Here is a 3,600-nt window from a genome sequence, read left to right on the forward strand (position 1 = left end):
ACAAGGTGGACGCCGCAGTGGCAGAAGCCAAGACGGCACTGGAAGGCACCGACATCGGCGCCATCAAGACTGCGATGGAGAAGCTGGGCCAGGAGTCGCAGGCTCTCGGTCAGGCCATCTACGAGGCGACGCAGTCCGAGCAAGCCGCCGGTGGCGGTGAGTCCTCCGGTGCGGGCGGTGCCGACGATGTTGTCGACGCGGAGGTGGTCGAGGATGACCAGGAGGGCCAGTGAGCGAAGGTAATCCAGAAGAACCGGTAACCGTCACCGACAAGCGGCGGATCGATCCCGAGACCGGCGAAGTACGTCACGTTGCTTCGGGTGTCGCCCCTTCGGGGGCGGCACCGGCCGGCCAGGAGACTGCCAGCGACGAGAAAGTCGCCGAGTTGACCGCTGACCTCCAACGGGTGCAGGCCGACTTCGCCAACTACCGCAAGCGGGCCTTGCGCGACCAGGAGGCAAGCGCAGAGCGGGCGAAAGCCACCGTGGTGAACCAATTGCTGGGCGTGCTCGACGATCTCGAGCGCGCGCGCAGTCACGGAGATCTGGAGTCGAGCCCGCTGAAGTCGGTGGCCGACAAACTGGTCGGTGCGCTGTCCGGTGTCGGGTTGACCGCTTTTGGCGCCGAGGGTGACGACTTCGACCCCGCGCTGCACGAGGCCGTCCAACACGACGGTGACGGCGGCCAAGGCTCCAAGCCGGTGATCGGCAACGTGATGCGGCAGGGCTACAAACTCGGCGAGCAGGTGCTGCGGCACGCGCTGGTCGGGGTGGTCGACACCGTCGCGGATGACTCGCCGACCAACACTCCCGATAACGAAGCGCACGAGGGTGAACAGAACGCAGAATCAGAACCGTCGGAGAAATAGCGACGGCATTACTCGAGGAAGGCGGAGGAGGTGACGCGCCATGGCTCAACGTGAATGGGTCGAGAAGGACTTCTACAAGGAGCTGGGCGTCTCCTCTGACGCCAGCGCCAAAGAGATCAAGTCGGCGTACCGCAAACTGGCGTCTGACCTGCATCCGGACAAAAATCCGGACGGGGCCGAACGATTCAAGGCGGTTTCCGAGGCCTACAGCGTGCTGTCCGACGACTCGAAGCGCAAAGAGTACGACGAAACCCGTCGGCTGTTCGCCGGTGGTGGATTCGGTCGGCGCTTCAACGGCGGCGGCGCCGGCGACTTTGCCGGTGGTTTCGGCGGAGACGGCGCCGAGTTCAACCTCAACGACCTGTTCGACGCCGCCGGCCGCAGCGGCGGCAGCAACATCGGCGACCTGTTCGGCGGGCTGTTCGGCCGTGGCGCTGCGCCGCGGCCCAGCCGGCCGCGTCGTGGCAACGACCTGGAAACCGAAACCGAACTGGACTTCCTGGAAGCCACCAAAGGCGTCGCGATGCCGCTGCGGCTGACCAGTCCGGCGCCGTGCACCAACTGCCATGGCAGTGGCGCGCGGCCGGGCACCAGCCCGAAAGTCTGCCCCAGCTGTAACGGAGCGGGCGTCATCAACCGCAACCAAGGCGCTTTCGGGTTTTCCGAGCCGTGTGCCGAATGCCGGGGCAGTGGATCGATCATCGAGCACCCCTGCGACGAGTGCAAGGGAACCGGTGTCACCACCCGAAGCCGCACCATCAACGTCCGGATCCCACCGGGCGTGGAAGACGGGCAGCGGATCCGCCTGGCCGGCCAGGGCGAAGCCGGGCTGCGTGGCGCTCCGTCGGGTGACCTCTACGTCACCGTGCATGTGCGCCCCGACAAGGTGTTCTCCCGAGACGGTGACGACCTCACCGTCACCGTACCGGTCGCATTCAGTGAATTAGCGCTGGGTACAACGCTTTCCGTGCCTACGCTAGACGGTAAGGTCGGTGTCCGGGTGCCCAAGGGAACCGCCGACGGACGGATCCTGCGGGTCCGCGGGCGCGGGGTGCCCAAGCGTTCCGGCGGCCAGGGTGACCTTCTGGTCACCGTGAAGGTTGCCGTGCCGCCGAACCTGGACGGCGCCGCGAAAGAAGCACTCGAAACCTATGCGGCCGCGGAGCGTTCCAGTGGCTTCGACCCCCGGGCCGGGTGGGCGGGTAATCGCTGATGGCCAAGAAGGACGAAGCCCGAACGTTTTTGATCTCGGTGGCCGCTGAGCTGGCCGGAATGCATGCTCAGACACTGCGTACCTACGACCGGCTTGGACTGGTTAGCCCGAGTCGCAGTTCCGGTGGGGGGCGCCGCTATTCGCAACATGACGTCGACCTGCTCCGCGAGGTGCAACGGCTGTCTCAGGACGAAGGTGTCAACCTGGCTGGGATCAAACGGATTATCGAGTTGACCAATCAGGTCGAGGCCCTGCAATCCCGCTTGAAGGAGATGTCGACGGAGATCGAGATGCTTTCGCGCAACCAGCGTCGAGAAATCGCGGTGGTGCCCAAGAGCACCGCCGTGGTGGTCTGGAAACCGCGCCGCTGACCCCTACGTGCGATCGGTTCTCACACCCGGATCGAGAACTGGGCGATGCCCCAGTCGCGGGGCTGGGCTGACGGATAACCGCCTCGCCGTAACGCATCGGTAGGGGCGGTCATCGGCTCGAAACACACGACGCTTTCGCCGGGGGGCGCGAAGATCTGTGCCGCTGAATAACCCTCTTCGAAATGGACCTCGATGCGGCGGTCGCTGCCGGCGACCGCGAATACCGAGCCGTCGGCGACCTGGTCGTATCCGTCATCAAAAATTCTGTCGCCCAACGGTTCACGCAGGGCGGGCTGGACAACCGCGTCACCGGTGGGTAGACCCTTGGCATTAAGCGTCAGATGCCGCATCGCCGGCGTCTCGATCACCCACTGATCGCGCGGCACGCCGGGTAGCTGAAGGTAGGGATGAAAGCCGAAGCACAGCGGCACCGCGGATGCGCCGGTCGGGGTGACGGCAACGCGCAGCCGCAAGATTCGGCCGAACAGCACGATTTTCAGCGACAGCCGGTGCGGAAACGGGAAGCTGGCCAGCAGTTCCTCATCGGTGGTGAAGTCGACCTCGCCGGTGAGTTCATGACCCGATTCGTGCGTCACCCGCCAGTTCGGGAAGGCGGCGAGCACGCCGTGGATCGGCAGCCCGTTGGGATCGGTTCGCACCCCGTATTCGCCGTCGGTCAGCGTGATCCTCTTGCCTTCGGCCTCGTAGGTGTTGGCGCCCAAGCGATTTGCCCACGGGTACAACAGCGGAATGCCCATTGTTTTACCGTCGGCCACGTATGCGTCCAGCCCGCGGCGTTGTCCGAGTAGTTCGACGCCGGAGTCGGTCAGCGAAATTCCGATCATGCCGGCTTCCGGGACGAACCGGGCCTTGACTTCCGATGTCGGGTCGCTCAGCGTGACGATGTCCACAGCCCGAGCCTATGTCACGTCAGCCCGCGCAGCCATCTGCCTAGCGGGACAACGGGTCATGCGCAATACGCTCCGGTGGCGCACCTTTGGCGATCAGTGCATCTTTGGTGGCACGCACCATCTTCGGCCCGCCGGAGATCAAGATCTGGCGGTCGCCCCAATTGCCGTATCGGGTGACCACGTCCATCAGCCTGCCGGTCTGGCGCAGATGCAGGCCGCGCGGCGGCGTCACGTCGG

General features: G+C 65.2%; 4 protein-coding genes and 2 pseudogenes. 4 read left to right on the top strand and 2 right to left on the bottom strand.

From position 1 onward, the window contains the following. The 4 genes and pseudogenes from dnaK to AC2VOG_RS05130 form a co-directional block, all read left to right on the top strand. Positions 1-233 (top strand): annotated as a pseudogene (gene dnaK / locus AC2VOG_RS05115) (molecular chaperone DnaK); the annotation flags it as partial. Then, on the top strand, positions 230-868 hold the full coding sequence (gene grpE, locus AC2VOG_RS05120) for a nucleotide exchange factor GrpE (RefSeq protein WP_486938834.1): 639 nt from the start codon (positions 230-232) through the stop codon (positions 866-868). The pseudogene dnaK and the gene grpE, both read left to right, overlap by 4 nt. 40 nt (positions 869-908) lie before the next feature. Continuing rightward, a complete protein-coding gene (dnaJ, locus tag AC2VOG_RS05125; protein WP_486938835.1) occupies positions 909-2,081 on the top strand; it encodes a molecular chaperone DnaJ in 1,173 nt (390 codons plus the stop codon). Next, positions 2,081-2,452: a heat shock protein transcriptional repressor HspR gene (locus AC2VOG_RS05130; RefSeq protein ID WP_486938836.1), complete on the top strand. Its 372-nt coding sequence runs from the start codon at positions 2,081-2,083 to the stop codon at positions 2,450-2,452. Before dnaJ ends, AC2VOG_RS05130 begins: the two co-directional genes overlap by 1 nt. Positions 2,453-2,472: 20 nt before the next feature. Here the strand turns inward: AC2VOG_RS05130 and AC2VOG_RS05135 are convergent, their stop codons facing one another. After that, on the bottom strand, positions 2,473-3,363 hold the full coding sequence (locus tag AC2VOG_RS05135; protein ID WP_486938837.1) for an aldose 1-epimerase: 891 nt from the start codon (positions 3,361-3,363) through the stop codon (positions 2,473-2,475). A gap of 40 nt (positions 3,364-3,403) precedes the next feature. Beyond that, a pseudogene (locus tag AC2VOG_RS05140) lies at positions 3,404-3,600 on the bottom strand (FAD-binding oxidoreductase); the annotation flags it as partial.

This window comes from Mycobacterium sp. TH-M11, from assembly GCF_057473725.1.

Bases quoted from the DNA above. Each gene is read 5' to 3' on its own strand.
- AC2VOG_RS05130 (WP_486938836.1), top strand. From the start codon at position 2,081: ATGGCCAAGAAGGACGAAGCCCGAACGTTTTTGATCTCGGTGGCCGCT.
- dnaJ (WP_486938835.1), top strand. From the start codon at position 909: ATGGCTCAACGTGAATGGGTCGAGAAGGACTTCTACAAGGAGCTGGGC.